Consider the following 14328-nt stretch of genomic DNA (forward strand, 5'->3'; position numbering starts at 1 on the left):
ATGGACCGCCCCACCCCTCTGGACCGCATCCGGGTCGGCTCCGCCCCCGACTCCTGGGGTGTCTGGTTCCCCGACGACCCCCGGCAGGTGCCCTGGGAACGCTTCCTCGACGAGGTCGGCGAGGCCGGCTACGAGTGGATCGAACTCGGCCCCTACGGCTACCTCCCCACCGATCCGGCACGGCTGACGGAGGAAGTGGCCAGGCGGAACCTGAAGGTCTCCGCGGGCACGGTCTTCACCGGCCTGCACCGCGGCCCGGCCGTCTGGGAGGAGACCTGGGCCCACGTCAGCCAGGTCGCCGCGCTCACCGGGGCGATGGGCGCCCGGCACCTGGTGGTGATCCCCTCCTTCTGGCGGGACGACAGGACCGCCGAGATCCTGGAACCCCCCGAGCTGACCACCGAGCAGTGGGCGCACCTGACCAAGGGCATGGAACGGCTCGGCCACGAGGTCAGGGAGGCGTACGGCCTGGAACTCGTCGTGCACCCGCACGCCGACACCCACATCGACACCGAGGCCCACGTCGAACGGTTCCTGGACTCCACCGACAGCGAACTGGTCAACCTCTGCCTGGACACCGGGCACTACGCCTACTGCGGCGGTGACAGCGTCCGGCTCATCCAGACCTACGGCGAGCGCATCGGCTACCTGCACCTCAAGCAGGTCGACCCCGACGTCCTCGCCCAGGTGGTCGCCGACGGCGTGCCGTTCGGGCCGGCCGTGCGGCGCGGAGTGATGTGCGAACCGCCGTCGGGCGTGCCCGCGCTGGGTCCGGTGCTGGAGGCCGCGCAGAAGCTGGGCGTGGAGCTGTTCGCGATCGTCGAGCAGGACATGTACCCGTGCGAGCCGGACGCGCCGCTGCCGATCGCGGTGCGCACCCGGCGTTTCCTGCGGTCCTGCGGGGCCTGAGGAGCGTGACGGATCCGGGGAACCGGCCGCGGCACCGGGCGCGCCGGCCGGTTCCTTCGGTATCCCAGGGGATTCGGCGCGGACGCGGCCGGGAACCAACCGGGGCACGCGGGCGTTGTGCAGGAGACGGGGGACGCCCGCGCCGACGGGAGGACGAGATGACACACCGTACGGAACCTCGCACGACGCCCCAGGACGCCGCGGGCGACGCCGACCCGGCCGCCCTGCGCCGCGACCGCTTCGGCGCGTTGCCGGAGCGGATACGCCTGGAGGAGACGGTGGAGACGAAGCCGGCGACGACACCGGACCCGACGCGGGACACCTACAACCCGGACGAGTGGCTGATCCGGTACTGCGGCTGAGGAGCGGGCACGGCGCCGGGCACGCGCCCGGCACCGCCTTCCGCTCCCGCCTGCCGGCTCCGGCTCACGCCCGGCGCACCTCCGCCGGCGTCACCGGGCGGTGCTCGCGCAGGGACAACGTGCAGGCCTCGGCGATCCAGCCCGCCTCCAGGGCGTCCTCGATGGTGCAGGGCGAGGGGCGGACGCCCGCTACGACCTCGGTGAACGCGGTGAGTTCGGCGCGGTAGGCGTCGCCGAAGCGGTCCATGAAGAAGGCGTGCGGGGTACCGGCGGGGAAGACCGCCCCAGGCTCGGCCGAGCGCAGCGGCAGTTTGTCGTCCAGGCCGACGGCGAGGGAGTCCGCGAAGCCGTGCAGCTCCATGCGGACGTCGTAACCCCGGCCGTTGTGACGGGAGTTGGACACCACCGCGATCGTGCCGTCGTCCAGGGTGAGCACCGCGCCGGTGGTGTCGGCGTCGCCCGCGGCCCTGATGTAGCCGGCGCCCCGGTTGCCGCCCACCGCGTACACCTCGGCGACCTCGCGGCCGGTCACCCAGCGGATGATGTCGAAGTCGTGCACGGAGCAGTCCCGGAAGATCCCGCCGGACGCGGCGACGTACGCGGCGGGCGGCGGCGCCGGGTCCAGGGTCGTGCACCGGACGGTGTGCAGGATGCCCAGCTCACCGGCGCGCACGGCGGCTCGCGCGGCGGCGAAGCCCGCGTCGAAACGCCGGTTGTAGCCGATCTGCACCGGCACGCCGCTGTCCCGCACGGCCTCCCGCACCGCCACTGCTTCCGCGATCGTGCGGGCCACCGGCTTCTCGCAGAAGACCGGCACCCCGGCCTCGACGCCGGCCCGGATCAGCGCCGGATGGGCGTCGGTGGCCGCCGCGACGACGAGGGCGTCCACGCCGCCCGCCAGCAGGGCCTCCGGCGAGTCCGCGACCCGCGCCCCGAACCGCTCGGCGGCGGCCACGGCCGCGCCCGCGAACGGGTCGGCCACGACCAGCGACTCGACGGCGTCCAGTCCGGAGAGGGTCTCGGCGTGGAAGGCGCCGATGCGGCCGAGGCCGAGAATTCCGATACGCATGTGCACTCTTTCGGTCACAGGAGCGGAGCGGTCCTGTCATTCTTGTCAGCACAAACCCCTCGAACAACCAGCAGGCAACCGTCAAAAACCCCTCAAGGAGCCGGGCCATGGGCCATCCGTTCCCCCTGCGCGAGATAGCCCGGCAGGCGGGCCTGAGCGAGGCCACCGTGGACCGGGTGCTGAACGGCAGGGGAGGGGTGCGCGAGAGCACCGCGCAGGAGGTGCGCCGGGCCATCGCGGACCTCGACCGCCAGCGCACCCAGGTACGGCTGGTCGGCCGCACGTTCATGGTCGACATCGTGGCGCAGGCGCCCGAGCGGTTCACCGCCGCCGTACGCGCCGCCCTGGAGGCCGAACTGCCCGCGCTGCACCCGGCCGTGGTCCGCTCACGTTTCCACTTCCGCGAGACCGGGCCGGCCGGGGAGCAGGCCGGGACACTGGACCGCATCGCCCGGCGCGGCTCCCAGGGCGTGATCCTCAAGGCGCCGGACGTCCCCGAGATCACGGCGGCCGTCGGCCGGCTCACCGCCGCCGGCATCCCGGTCGTCACCCTGGTCACCGACCTGCCCGCCAGCGGCCGCCTGGCCTACGTCGGCATCGACAACCGGGCCGCCGGCGCGACCGCCGCCTATCTGACCGGCCAGTGGCTCGGCGGCCGGCCCGGCAACGTCCTCACCAGCCTCAGCAGCGGCTTCTTCCGCAACGAGGAGGAGCGCGAGATGGGCTTCCGCGGCGTCATGCGGGCCCGGCACCCGGAGCGGACGCTGGTGGAGATCACCGAGGGACAGGGACTGGACACCACGCAGTACGACCTCGTGCGCGCCGCCCTGGAACGCGACCCGGAGATCCGGGCGGTGTACTCGATCGGCGGCGGCAACAACGCCACCCTGCGGGCCTTCGCCGACCTCGGCCGGGACTGCGCCGTGTTCGTCGCGCACGACCTGGACCACGACAACACCCGCCTGCTGCGCGAGCACCGCCTGTCCGCCGTGCTCCACCACGACCTGCGGCACGACATGCGCGAGGCCTGCCACGAGGTGATGCGGTTCCACGGCGCGCTGCCGCCCGCGGGCCCGCTGCTGCCGTCCCCGATCCAGGTCGTCACGCCCTACAACATGCCCGCGCGGACCGCCGGGTGACGGGGGCCGGACGGCCGGTACGGGGTCGGGCAGCCCGAGAACGGGCGGTTCTCCGGCGCGCTCAGCCGCCGTCCACGTCCACCCACGAGCCGAGCCGGGCCGACCGCGTCATCGCGTCCAGCACGGTCGCGCTGTGCACGGCGTCCGCGAGGGTGGCCCCGTACGGCGTGCCCTCGGCGATGGAGCGGACGAAGCGGTGCGCCTCGATCACCTTCAGGTCGTCGTAGCCCATCGCGTTCCCCGCGCCGGGCTGGAACGCGGCGAACTCGCCGTCGCCCGGGCCGACGTACACGGTGCTGACCGGCTGGTCCTGGTACGTCGTTCCCCGGCTCACCCCCAGTTCGCTCATCCGCCGGAAGTCCCAGAACACCGCCCCCCGGGTGCCGTGCACCTCGAAGCCGTAGGTGTTCTGCTCGCCGACCGAGACCCGGCAGGCCTCCAGGACCCCGCGGGCGCCCGAGACGAAGCGCAGCAGACAGCTGACGTAGTCCTCGTTCTCGACGGGGCCCGGTACGCCGCCGCAGGCCAGGGCGTGACCGGCCGTCGCACCGGCCGGCCGGGCCCGCTCCGGCACGAAGACCGCCGTGTCGGCGGTCAGCGACGCGATGTCGCCGAGCAGGAACCGGGCCAGGTCGGCGCCGTGCGAGGCCAGGTCGCCGAGCACCCCGTTGCCGCCGCGTTCGCGCTCGTACCGCCAGGTCAGGGCGGAGTCCGGGTGGGCGGCGTAGTCGCTGAACAGCCGGATCCGGGCGTGGGTGACCGCGCCGATCCCGCCGGAGACGATCAGCTCGCGGGCTGCCTCGACGGCGGGCGCGTTGCGGTAGTTGAAGCCGACCGTGCCCTGGACGCCGGCCCGGGCGACGGCGCCGGCGACCGCGCGGGCGTCCCCGGCGGTCAGGCCCACCGGTTTCTCGATCCACAGGTGCTTGCCGGCCTCGGCCATCGCCACGCCGATCTCGCGGTGCAGGAAGTTCGGCGCGGTGACGCTGACGGCCCGCACCCGCGGGTCGGCCGCCACCTCGCGCCAGTCGCGGGTCGCCGACGCGAACCCGAACCGCTCGGCGGCCTCCTCGGCCCGGCCCGGCACCTCCTCGGCGACCGCCACCAGCAGGGGGCGCAGCGGGAGCCGCGGATAGTGGTGGGGTAGCCGGGCGTACGCCTGGGTGTGCACCCGGCCCATCCAGCCGAACCCGATGACGGCGACACCCAGCGCATCCACCATGACAGCCTCTCCCTGACCCGCGGGACCGGTCCACCTCTGTCCGGGCCACCTTTGTCCGGACATACGCGCGTGTCAAGCCTCTGGCAGGTGCGGGGCCGGTTCCGCTCAGAGGCTGATCGCGTAGGCCTTGCGGAGGGTCTCGTGCACGGTCCACGTCGTCCGGTCACCCGCGCGGAGCACCGCCATGTCGCCGGGCCCCACCGTCAGCACCGGCCCGCCCTCGACCTCGATCGTCGCCGAGCCGCTGATCACCACGAACAGCTCGTCCGCCTCCGTGTCGGTGACCACGCCCGGCGTGATCTGCCAGATGCCGCGGATCTGCCGGCCGTCCGGTGACTCCCAGACCACCTTGCCGGTCACCTCCGGCTGCCCGGCGACGATCTGCTCCGGGTCGAGCGGCTCGGGTGCGAGGTCGGCGCCCGGGATGTGGAGCGCGAAGCTGTGCGTCATGCGGCCGACCCTAGCCCGCGCGCGGGCCGTGCCGCCGTCGACAGTGTGTGGGGCATCGGGCCTGGTGAGGGGACACTTCGTCGCCCGGTGCGGTGGCGGGCGGTAGGGACGCGGGTGAACGTGGAGTGCATGTCCGACTCCCCGGCGGCCCGCACGCCGCCGCCCCGGCACCACGACGCCCGCGAGGTCATCCTGTTCGGCGGGGTGTACGGCGCCGTCCTCGCCAGCTCGATGGTCGCCGCGCTCACCCAGTACGGGCACACGTCCGCCCAGGTCCGCGGCTACGACGCCGCGTGGCTGGTGGTGACCGCGCTCGCCTCCGCGCTCGCCCACGGCTACGCCCACTACGTCGCCGAGCGGGGCCCGCACCGCCGCCGTGACGTGCTGCTCGCCGTGCGCGACGAATGGCCGCTCGTCGCGGCGGTGCTGCCCACGGCCTTCCTGCTCGCGGGCGCCTACTGGCGGTGGTGGCCGGCGAACGGTGTCGAGTACGCGGCGTTCGTCCTCAACGTCGTGCTCCTCTTCGTGCTCGGCCTCATCACCGCCCGCTGGTCGGCGCGGAGCTGGCCGGCCGCCGTGCTCACCGGACTGGTGGACGCGCTCCTCGGCATGATCGTGGTGGTGGCGAACGCGCTCATCAAATGACCGGCGGACCGGACGCGCCCGGCGGGCGGCGCGAGCGCGACACGCGCACCCGCGCCGGTGCGGTAGGGTTGACGTGCGTGATCACGCGGGAGACTCCGCGTGACAGCGCGACGGGACGTGGCGCAGCTTGGTAGCGCACTTGACTGGGGGTCAAGGGGTCGCAGGTTCAAATCCTGTCGTCCCGACTCGTGAGAGTCGCGGGTCAGGGCCGGTTTCGGAGGTATTCGAAATCGGCCTGTGATCATTTTGGGGACCAGCTGAGGACCGGCGTCCTGGGAGCCTTGCGGGCCCGCTTTCTTTGGTTCCCTTGTCGGTGAGCCCGCCCGGCGCGGGTGCGGTCCGACGCCGTCCTGTCCAGACCCACCACGCCTTTCCCATCCTCGGTCCGGTTCGGCCAGATGGAGGGTGAGGACAGCCTGGACGAGGCTCGTGCGACCGTGCCGCTTGCGCCCTGGTATCCCTTGTCCGCCCAGCAGGTGATGCCGGTCTCGGTGAGAGCGTCGATCATGCAGTGCTCGCGCGCGGCCCGGATGTCAACCGGTGGCACGACGATGGCTGGTTGACGACCAGCCGTACGACGACGGGTGGTTCGATGACCGGCGGCACCACGGGCGGTCAACTCCCGCAGGCGGGTGTCGACCTTGATGACCGCCGGGTCGTTCCAGGACGCGGAGTCACCCGGGGCTCGGCCGATCCGAGAAAGCGGACCCACATGCCGCGAGCAACGACGAGGGTACGTCCGCCGGTTGTGCCGGGTACGGCGAGACCCTGCCGCCTGAGCCGGAGAGCGACGCCCACCGCCCGGCGTCCGGTGGGCGTCGCAATGGCCGTTCGGCGCCTGGACGGCTTGGCCGAGGACGGCTCCCTGGTCATCGCCGAGCTGGTGGCCAACGCCGTCCCACACGCATGATGGACGCCGGGCGGGCCGACTTCCTGATCCGCTCCAGGACGAGGACGCCATTTCCGGGCCCGGCCGAGACCGGGGCCGGTCGCCGGCCTTGCTCGTCCGGGTGGGGGTCCGGCGCGTCGGCCGGCATTCGGTGACGGCGCTGGACAGCATGGGCGGAGCCGCTTCCGGCCGCCGGCACGGGCCGCGCGGCGGTGGATCCGACGGGTGCCGTGGTGAGGGGGAACGAGGGTGGACCAGGGCTCCTTCAGCCGCCGCAGCCTGCTTCAGGTATCCGCCGCCGGTCTGACGACGGCCGCGGTGCCGGCGGTGTCCGCGGGCGCGGCCGTGTCCGCCGTCGCGGCCGGAACGACCCTGAGGTACCGGGAGTTGACCGGAGGCTCGGTCACCGCCTCGCGGGACGGGTCCGTACTGGTCGCCGAGATCCAGGGTGTGCTGTGGCGCGTGCCGCCCCGGGGAGGGGCGGCGGCGCGCCTCACGGACTGGGAGCTGGAGGCCACCCGCCCGGCGCTGTCACCGGACGGGCGGCGGCTGGCGGTGGTGGGCTACCGGGGCGGCGGCTTCCATCTGTGGACGCTGGGGACCGACGGCGAAGGCCTGCGTCAGATCACCGACGGGCCGTGGGACGACCGGGGCGTGGCCTGGTCGCCCGACGGCACGCGTCTCGTCTTCTCCTCCGAGCGCGGCGGAGATCCCGTGACCGGCGCCTCGTTCGGACTGTGCACCGCCGAGGCGAACGGCGGCCGGATCGTACGGCTGACCGGCGGGCCCTTCGAGGACCTCGACCCGGTGTGGTGGCCGGACGGGCGGTCGGTGGTGTGCGTGCGGGCGGCCCACACCCCCGACGGAGGCGACGACGGCGGCCTGACGCTGGTCCGCGTGCCGGCCGGCGGCGGCCGTGAACAGGTGGTGCACCGGGTGGCGGAGGGCCGGCTGCTGTGTCCGTCGGTGTCACCGTCGGGCCGCGTCGCCTGCCTGCATCTGTCCGGCACCACCGCCTCCCCGTCCCTGCCGGCCGCGCGGTCGGCGCTGCTGGTCGACGGCCGGGTCGTGACCGAGGACGAGGACCTGGCGGCGGCACCCCCGTGCTGGCTCGGCGACGACCGGCTCCTCTATGTGGCCGGCGGCCGGCTGCGCCTGCGCGCGCTCGGCGCACCCGGCTCGGTGCGGGACGTGCCCTTCACCGCGGACATGCCTGTCCCGCAACCTCGTCGGCGCCCCAGGCGGCCCTTCCCGGAGACCGCAAGACCGGTGCGCGGCATCCACCTGCCCGCCCTGTCCCCCGACGGGAGCGGCGTGGCCTTCGTGGCGCTGAACGCTCTGTGGCTGATGCCCCTGGGCGGCACCCCCCGCAAGCTGCTGCAAGCCGCCGCCGTCCATCACGTGCACATGCCCGCCTGGGCACCGGACGGGCGGAGCCTCATGTACTGCACCGACCGGGAGGGGCTGACGGCCGTACGCCGGCTGCACCTGGACACCGGCCAGGACGAGCCGGTCACCGGCCCCGGCCGGCTGCACCCGGCGCCGTCCCCGGACGGCTCACGCCTTGCCTGCCAGGACGTCACCGGCAACCTGCTGCTGCACGACCTGGCCACCGGCGACGAGCGGGTACTGGCGCGGCCACTGGCCGCCGACGGCCCGCCGGGCGCCCCGACCTGGTCACCCGACGGCCGGTACGTGGCCTTCTGCGACCGCAACCGGCTCAACCACCGCTTCCGCGAGGGCTACCACCTCATCCGCGTCCTCGACACCCGCACCGGCACCGAGAGACGCCACCTGCCCGCCGCTCACCAGTCCCTGTCCGACCGCGCCGCCGCCGGGCCCGTGTGGTCGCCCGACGGCCGGAGCATGGCGCTGGTCGCCGAGTCGGCGCTGTGGCTGCTGCCCGTCACCGGCGACGGCACGCCGGCCGGCCCCGCCCGCCGGCTCACCGACGAACCCGCCGACCACCCCACCTGGGCGCGCGAGACGAACACCCTGCTCTACCTGTCCTCGGGCCGGCTCCGCCTCCTCGACCCCGCCACCGGCCCGGCCCCGTCCGGCCCCCGCACCCTGCCCGTGCCGCTCACCCACCGCCCGGCCCGCAACCGGGAGCGGCTGCGCGTCCACGCCGGGCAGCTGTGGGACGCCACCGGCACCACCCCGCGCCAGGACATCGACATCCTCATCGACGGCCGGAGGATCACCGCCGTCGAACCCCATCGCACCCGCCGACCAGGCCACCGGACGATCGACGCCTCCCGGCACACCGTCCTGCCCGGCCTCTTCGACAGCCACACCCACCCCTACAGCGCCACCTACGGCGCCCGGCACAGCCTCACCGCGCTCGCCTACGGCATCACCACCACCGCCTGCCTGGGCGCGTCCCTGTACGAGGCCGTCCGGCTGCGGGAGTCCCTCGCCTCCGGGCACAGCACCGGCCCACGCCTGCTGGCCTGCGCCGAACTGATCGACGGCGCCCGCACCGCGTACGCCATGGGCCGCGCCCACCGGAGTGCAGCCGGCGTCCAGCGCACCCTGGAGCGGGCCACCGCCCTGGACGTCGACTTCGTGAAGACCTACGTCCGCGCTTCCGGCGAGGTCATGGCGCGGGCAGCCGAGGCCGCCCATCGTCTGGGAGTCCCCAGCGGCAGCCACCTGTGCACGCCCGGCCGCGCCGCCGGACAGGACCTGACCACCCACCTCCAGGCGACCCAGCGACTGCCCTACGGCCATGCCGCCGACCCCACGGGCCACATCCACCAGGATCTCGTCCAGCAGTACGCCGACGGCACCTTCGCCCTGATCATGACCCCGTTCACGGCCCAGTTCCTGCTCGGCACCGACCCGGCCCTGGCCGAGGACCCCCGTGTGGTCACCCTCATGCCGCCGTGGGACGTGGCTTCCGTCCGCGAACGCGCCGGCACCCCGCCCACGGCCCGGCAGCGACAGGCCCTGGTCACCGAGATCGCCGACTACCGCCGTCTCGCCTCCCACGGCGCCGTCCTCGCCCTGGGCACCGACGCCCCCCTGGTCCCCGTCGGCCTCTCCCTCCACCTCAGCCTGCGCGCCCTGCACGCTCACGGCTTCACCCCCGCTCAGGCCCTGCACTGCGTCACCGCCGCTCCCGCACGGCTCTTCGGACTCGGCCATGACCTCGGCACCGTCGAACCCGGGAAGATCGCCGACCTCACCGTCGTCGACGGCGATCCCTTCACCGAGTTCAGCCGTCTCGTCCACACCCCCCTGGTGCTGCGCGAGGGCATCGCCCACCACCAGGCCGACCTCGTCGGCTCCCGGGAGAACACCGCCCAGCCGTCCCCTCGGGCCGGTACGTGGCTGGACGTCGCACGCCGTATGCGACAGGGCTCGTGCTGCCGTCCCGGCGGCTGAGCCGCAGCGGGGCGGACCGGGCCCGGTACCGGGATGCCGCGGCCTGGCCGTGGCCGCGACCGGGCCGCGGACGGCGAGCCGCCGGGGCCGGCTCGCCGTACGCGCACCGAGGGGGGAAGCGCTCACCCGGCGTAGGTCTCGAACTCGGCGATCTCCGGGGTGCCGCTGGAGCCGGTGATCTCGAAGGTGATCTTCTTGAGGGTGGTCCGGGGGACGGCGATGACCCCTGCTCCGCTGCCGGAGGCCAGGGTCGTACCGGTGTCCCCGTCGAGGACCCGCCAGGAGCCGACGGCGCCCGTGGCACCGGACGCCTCCCTGATGTCGATCCGGGACACCGTGGTCGCCGTTCCCCACTTCACCGAGAGGGAACCCGTCGAGGCGGCGGGGGACCAGTAGGTGCTCATGTCACCGTCGCGGACGTTGCCGTAGCTCTTCCCGTCCGCCTTGCTGGAGCCGTCGGCAGCGGCGCCGAGGCTGAGATTGGTGCCGCTGGGCCGCGTCGGCTCCGCGGTCGGGGTCGGCGTGGGCGTAGGCACCGGCGTGGCCGGCGTCGGGGCGGGCGTCTGCGCCGGGCAGCTGCCGTCCGACACCTTCAGCCCGGTACCGGCGCCGGCCGTCCGCGTCACGATCGACGGGACGCACGCCGCCTCGTCGAGGCGGTAGCCGTACGGAATGCCGACGGTCGTGTTCGACGTCGGGCCGGGACCGGCCGGGTGGTTCTCCGTGCCCGGTGCGGACCAGGTCACATTGTCGTAGACGTTGCCGCTGACCTGCCAGTAACCGGCCGCGTCCGTGTAGAAGGTGCCCAGGACGTCCTTCGAGTCCTCGAAGTAGTTGTTGTCCACCTTCGCGCGGGCGCCCGCGCGGGAGTTGATGCCGGACTTGTTCAGCCCCTTGTAGTAGTTGTTGTAGATGTGGGCGATGCCGCCGCGCAGCAGCGGGGTGCGGGAGTCGATGTTCTCGTACAGGTTGTGGTGGTACGTGATGTAGCCGTTGGAGAGCTGCGTGTCGCTCGACCCGACGAGGCCGCCTCGGCCGGAGTCGCGCATGATGCTGTAGGAAAGCGTGACGTACTGCGTGTTGTCCTTCAGGTCGAACAGGCTGTCGTACCCCTCCGCCTCACCCCCGGACGCCTCCAGTGTCGCGTGGTCGACCCAGACGTTGCGGACGTTGCTCTCCATGCCGATGGCGTCGCCCCCGTTGGACGTGGGCGAGCCCGACTTCTTGACGTTCTTCACCGTCACGTTCTGGATGATGATGTTGCTGGACTCCCGGACGTGGATGCCCACCTGATCGAAGACCGCCCCGCTGCCGACTCCGACCAGCGTCACGTTGCGGATCCGCTTCAGCTCGATCACGCCGTCGGCGGTGTCGCAGCTGCTGCCCGACACCTTCGCGGTGTTGCTGTGGTTGATCGTGCCCTCGACCTCGATGGTGAGGGGGGTGTCGCTGTCGGCCCGGTTGCACAGGGCCGCGTGGATGGCGGTGCCCGTGGTGGCCCGTACGATCGCCCCGCCCGCGCCGCCGGTGGTTCCGCCGTTCTGGCCGGCGTAGCCGGTCGCGCTGCCGGTCACCGCCGACGCGGATGTTGTGGACATGACAGCTCCGGTGGCGGCTGCGAGGGCCACGGCGGCCCCGGCCGCGTAGAGCCGCACTGCGGCTGAACGTCTCATTCTCGCCTGCTCCTTCGCCCCTTGACGCGGGGTCGGTCGGGTGCGCGGTACGTCCGCCCGGGACGCCGGCGTGCGGATTCCGCGGTGGCTCACGCACGGCGTCACGGAAGGGCGGCCTACGCGACAGCGCCTCCCCTCAGGAGGAGGGAAAGCGCTTTCTGGTTCCCGGAGAATAGAAGTGCGGCGACGGACTGGCAAGACTTCGCGCAGCCCGGAGGAAGACGTCGGGCGACGCCGGGACGGGCCGGCGCGCGCCGAGTGCCGGCCCCGCCGGGCACCTCGTACGCGCCTGTCGGGGGGAGCCGTGCCGGGACCCCCGTCGGGCTGTCCGGGCCCGGCCCGGACAGCCGCGTCAGCGTGTCAGGGCGCCTCGGTCACCGGAGTCTGCCCACGCTGCCGGCGCGCCGCCATCACCGCGTAGACAATGACCCCGGCGAACAGGAACAACGCGCCCTGGTAGACCGCCGCGTAGCCGGCACCCGCCATCAGCCACACCGAGAACGCGGCGGCCACCGCGGTGACCACGGAGTCCCGGACCAGCCGTCCCCGGTCGACCACCTCGGGTCGGCCCGAGACCAGGTGGAAGATCTGCGCGGAGGCGGCCAGCAGATACGGCACGGTCGCGGTGAACGTGGTGACGAGCACCAGGACCTCGAAGACCCGGCCCGAGCCGGACAGGTAGTTGTAGCAGGTGAGCAGCGAGGCGAGGACGACGGTCACGCCGACACCGACCGTGGGCACGCCCCGCCGCCGGCGCGTGAAGGCGGCCGGGAACAGGCCGTCGCGTGCCGCGGCGTACGGCGTCTGCGCGCTCAGCAGCGTCCAGCCGTTGAGGCAGCCGGTCATCGACACCAGTGCGGCGAGGGCCACGGCCGTGCCGCCCCAGCTGCCGCCGAACATCGTGTTGACGGCGTCCGAGAACGGCGCGGTGGACGTCACCAGGCGGCTGTGCGGGACCGTACCGAACACGGACAGTGTGCCCAGCAGATACACCAGCGCGGCGCCCGCGGTGCCGATGACGGTGGCGCGCCCCACGTTGCGGCGGGCGTCCTTGACCTCGCCCGCGCTGACGGCGGCGGACTCCACGCCGAGGTAGGAGAACAGCAGCAGGGCGGCGGAGGCCGAGACCGCGCCGACCGCGCTGTGCCCGCCGGCGTTGAACGGGCCGAGCCTCGAAGGGTCGAAGAAGAACAGCCCGCCGACCGCGACGAGCAGCAGGGGCACGAACTTCAGCACCGTGGACACCAGCTGGACGGCGCCCACGTAGCGGGTGCCGGCGAAGTTGGCGAGGGCGGGCAGCCACTGGAGGATCAGGGCGGCCAGGCACGCGGTCCAGCGATGCCCCTCCACCGGGATCAGCACGTCGAGATACCCGACGGCGGCCACGGCGAGCGCGGCGTTCGACACCCACGTGGTGATCCAGTACGACCAGGCGGCGAGGAAGCCCGCGAAGTCGCCGAACGCCTCTCGGGCGTAGACGTACGGCCCGCCGGTGCGGGGGTCGCGGGCGGCGAGCCGGCCGAAGACCAGGGCGAGGGCGACGGCGCCGACGGTCAGCACCACGAAGGCGACCAGGCTGACCGTGCCGTACGGGGCGATGGAGGCGGGGAGCAGGAAGATACCGCCGCCGATGATGTTGCCCATCACCAGTGCGGTGGCGACGGGCAGGCCGAACCGGCGGGCGTGCCTGCCGGACTCTCCGTGCGGGTCCTCTGCGGGACCCGCGAGGGTCTCCGCGGGAGCCGGAGCCGACGGTGTGGCGGTCCCGGTGCTGTGCATGGGTGGTGCGCCTCTCATGGAACTGACGTTCCCGGGATCGCCGGGACGGGGCCCATGGTCGGGGATGCGGCATTCCGGCGCAAAATCGCCGTTTGTTGTCCTGTACGTCCGGCCCGGCGACGCAAAAAGCATCGCGGTGCGGCCTGCCGGCCGTCAGATGTGCGGTGGTGAGCGGCGGGACGGGGGCCGGCGGGGCGGGGCCCGGCGGGGCAGGGCGGTGGGGGTGTGGCGGGGCGGAGCAGGAGGGTCGGGCGGGCTGGGCGGCGGCGGTGTGCGGCAGGTGTGACCTGGGTCCGGTGGGGGTTGTGCGATGGCAGAGGCTCGCGATGGTGTCTGGCGGTGGAGGCGTGACGGGGCCGGGTGGCGGGGGCCGGTGGTGGAGGTGTGGCGGCGGTCCGGGGCGGGGTCCGGCGCGGGGCGGTGCGGCGACGGTCCGTGCGATGGGGTCCATCGGTCGAGGTGGGACGGCGGTCCGGTGGGGCGTGCGATGGCGGACGGCCACGGTGGCGTCCGGCGGCGGAGGTGTGGTGGGGCCGGGCGGCGAGGGTCCGCCGGTGGGGGTGCGACGGTGGGCCGGGCGGTGGGGGTGTGCGGGGGTGCAGGTGTGACGGGGGCCCGGCGTGGAGGTGGCGGCGGTCCGGTGGGGGTGTGCGGTGGCGGAGGGCGGCGGCGGGGTCCGGCGGTGTGGGTGCGACGCTGGACCCGGCGGCGGGGGCCGGGGGTGGAGGTGTGGGACCGGTGGAAGTGCGGTGGCGGTCCGGGGCTGGGGGCGCGGTGGTGGAGCGCCACGGCCCCGGCGGT

Annotated in this window: 10 protein-coding genes, 1 tRNA gene and 1 pseudogene; 6 read left to right on the forward strand and 6 right to left on the reverse strand. The window is 73.7% G+C overall.

Annotated features, from left to right (window positions below; genetic code table 11):
- Both ABZ117_RS14090 and ABZ117_RS14095 read left to right on the forward strand, forming a co-directional pair.
- Complete coding sequence (locus ABZ117_RS14090) at positions 1-909, forward strand: sugar phosphate isomerase/epimerase (protein WP_356820476.1); 909 nt, start codon at positions 1-3, stop codon at positions 907-909.
- Between the two features lie 158 nt (positions 910-1067).
- A complete protein-coding gene (locus ABZ117_RS14095; RefSeq protein WP_356820478.1) occupies positions 1068-1271 on the forward strand; it encodes a hypothetical protein in 204 nt (67 codons plus the stop codon).
- A gap of 64 nt (positions 1272-1335) precedes the next feature.
- Here ABZ117_RS14095 and ABZ117_RS14100 read toward each other — a convergent pair whose 3' ends face one another.
- Positions 1336-2340, reverse strand: coding sequence for a Gfo/Idh/MocA family oxidoreductase (locus ABZ117_RS14100; RefSeq protein ID WP_356820479.1), 1005 nt, complete (start codon positions 2338-2340; stop codon positions 1336-1338).
- 107 nt (positions 2341-2447) lie between these two features.
- Here ABZ117_RS14100 and ABZ117_RS14105 point away from each other — a divergent pair, with 107 nt between their 5' ends.
- Positions 2448-3479, forward strand: a complete 1032-nt coding sequence (locus tag ABZ117_RS14105) for a LacI family DNA-binding transcriptional regulator (protein ID WP_356820481.1) — start codon at positions 2448-2450, stop codon at positions 3477-3479.
- A 61-nt stretch (positions 3480-3540) separates the two neighbouring features.
- Here ABZ117_RS14105 and ABZ117_RS14110 read toward each other — a convergent pair whose 3' ends face one another.
- On the reverse strand, positions 3541-4701 hold the full coding sequence (locus ABZ117_RS14110; RefSeq protein ID WP_356820483.1) for a Gfo/Idh/MocA family oxidoreductase: 1161 nt from the start codon (positions 4699-4701) through the stop codon (positions 3541-3543).
- 105 nt (positions 4702-4806) lie between these two features.
- Entirely contained in the window at positions 4807-5151 is a 345-nt protein-coding gene (locus ABZ117_RS14115; RefSeq protein WP_356820485.1) for a cupin domain-containing protein, read from the reverse strand.
- A 129-nt stretch (positions 5152-5280) separates the two neighbouring features.
- Between ABZ117_RS14115 and ABZ117_RS14120 the strand changes: the two genes are divergently transcribed.
- Positions 5281-5796: a hypothetical protein gene (locus tag ABZ117_RS14120; protein WP_356820486.1), complete on the forward strand. Its 516-nt coding sequence runs from the start codon at positions 5281-5283 to the stop codon at positions 5794-5796.
- Between the two features lie 111 nt (positions 5797-5907).
- Positions 5908-5981 (forward strand) — tRNA-Pro (locus ABZ117_RS14125).
- A 248-nt stretch (positions 5982-6229) separates the two neighbouring features.
- Here ABZ117_RS14125 and ABZ117_RS14130 read toward each other — a convergent pair.
- A pseudogene (locus ABZ117_RS14130) lies at positions 6230-6331 on the reverse strand (IS5/IS1182 family transposase); the annotation flags it as partial.
- Between the two features lie 603 nt (positions 6332-6934).
- On the opposite strand from ABZ117_RS14130, the gene ABZ117_RS14135 reads away from it, so the two are divergent.
- Entirely contained in the window at positions 6935-10075 is a 3141-nt protein-coding gene (locus ABZ117_RS14135; RefSeq protein WP_356820488.1) for an amidohydrolase family protein, read from the forward strand.
- Positions 10076-10197: 122 nt separating this feature from the next.
- On the opposite strand, the gene ABZ117_RS14140 is transcribed toward ABZ117_RS14135, so the two are convergent.
- A complete protein-coding gene (locus tag ABZ117_RS14140) occupies positions 10198-11748 on the reverse strand; it encodes a pectate lyase (protein ID WP_356820490.1) in 1551 nt (516 codons plus the stop codon).
- 360 nt (positions 11749-12108) lie between these two features.
- Positions 12109-13527 carry an amino acid permease gene (locus ABZ117_RS14145; protein ID WP_356820492.1) on the reverse strand — a complete coding sequence of 473 codons (1419 nt, stop codon included), beginning with the start codon at positions 13525-13527 and terminating at the stop codon, positions 12109-12111.
- Positions 13528-14328: the final 801 nt, after the last annotated feature.

The organism is Streptomyces sp. NPDC006309 (assembly GCF_040613095.1).
GTDB lineage: Bacteria > Actinomycetota > Actinomycetes > Streptomycetales > Streptomycetaceae > Streptomyces.

Bases quoted from the DNA above. Each gene is read 5' to 3' on its own strand.
- ABZ117_RS14105 (WP_356820481.1), top strand. From the start codon at position 2,448: ATGGGCCATCCGTTCCCCCTGCGCGAGATAGCCCGGCAGGCGGGCCTG.
- ABZ117_RS14140 (WP_356820490.1), bottom strand. From the start codon at position 11,748: ATGAGACGTTCAGCCGCAGTGCGGCTCTACGCGGCCGGGGCCGCCGTG.
- ABZ117_RS14095 (WP_356820478.1), top strand. From the start codon at position 1,068: ATGACACACCGTACGGAACCTCGCACGACGCCCCAGGACGCCGCGGGC.
- ABZ117_RS14110 (WP_356820483.1), bottom strand. From the start codon at position 4,701: ATGGTGGATGCGCTGGGTGTCGCCGTCATCGGGTTCGGCTGGATGGGC.
- ABZ117_RS14090 (WP_356820476.1), top strand. From the start codon at position 1: ATGGACCGCCCCACCCCTCTGGACCGCATCCGGGTCGGCTCCGCCCCC.
- ABZ117_RS14120 (WP_356820486.1), top strand. From the start codon at position 5,281: ATGTCCGACTCCCCGGCGGCCCGCACGCCGCCGCCCCGGCACCACGAC.
- ABZ117_RS14100 (WP_356820479.1), bottom strand. From the start codon at position 2,340: ATGCGTATCGGAATTCTCGGCCTCGGCCGCATCGGCGCCTTCCACGCC.
- ABZ117_RS14115 (WP_356820485.1), bottom strand. From the start codon at position 5,151: ATGACGCACAGCTTCGCGCTCCACATCCCGGGCGCCGACCTCGCACCC.
- ABZ117_RS14145 (WP_356820492.1), bottom strand. From the start codon at position 13,527: ATGCACAGCACCGGGACCGCCACACCGTCGGCTCCGGCTCCCGCGGAG.